Origin of the sequence: Nioella nitratireducens, from assembly GCF_001879715.1 — a bacterium.
Lineage (GTDB): Bacteria > Pseudomonadota > Alphaproteobacteria > Rhodobacterales > Rhodobacteraceae > Nioella > Nioella nitratireducens.
In genome coordinates, this window is sequence record NZ_MNBW01000072.1 from 1 (window position 1) to 787 (window position 787).

The 787-nt window shown below is 59.1% G+C and carries 1 protein-coding gene; it reads right to left on the reverse strand.

The annotated features are described in order from the left end of the window. Positions 1 to 35 precede the first annotated feature (35 nt). Positions 36 to 506: an ArdC-like ssDNA-binding domain-containing protein gene (locus tag BKY27_RS19630; protein ID WP_233491920.1), complete on the reverse strand. Its 471-nt coding sequence runs from the start codon at positions 504 to 506 to the stop codon at positions 36 to 38. Between the last annotated feature and the right edge of the window lie 281 nt (positions 507 to 787).

Genomic DNA, 787 nt, shown 5'->3' on the forward strand with positions numbered 1-787 from the left:
CTCCCCACAAACCAAAGAAGCCTCTGAATCGCAGATCACACGTCAGCTCGAAAGTGTGGGGGCGGCGAACCGCTTACGATGATCGGCTCGGGCTTCGCATAGAAATGCTCGGGCAAACCTTCGATCTGCTCGACGTTGAACACGCTGTAGCCCTTCATGAACGGGATTTTCCGCTCTTCCTCGCTGCCGTCGTCCTGCTCTTCCGTCTTGGTGATGGTGTTGGCATAGACAACGAGGTTGCCGCGCTCGCCCTTGCGGACGTGTGCGCCGTATTCCTTGGCTTGGCGGTAGGTCATCCAGAACGGCGAGAGATAGGCGCCCTCGATGGCCGCGCCCCAAAGCATCAGGACGTTGATCCCGCTATAGGCCATGCCGTTATGGCGCAGCGGCTTGATGATCTGCCCTTCGGTGTTTCCTGCTGACCACGGCTTGAGCCAAGTCAGCTCGCCTTGCTCCAGATCGGCAATAATCTTGTCGGTCACTTTCTGATAAACGTCTTGTTTCATTTGTCTTTTCTCCTTTTCAAAGTCGGTTGCGCATGCAACCGGACTAGGCCCGCGCCAATGAGCGGGGGGAGACCGTCAGGACCGCAGACAGCGGAGGGGGATCACCCGTCCTGCACAAACGAAGAGCGGAAGGACGGGGAGACCGCTGGCTGCGCCCGCAGCAGATGCGGAGGGCTTGGTCTTGACGGAGGACGGGGCCGCAGGGTAACCGCCTCATTGTTACCGCGGCGATTCAGCTTTGATGCGCGCCGCCAGATCGGTGTCATCCACGAAGTCATCAA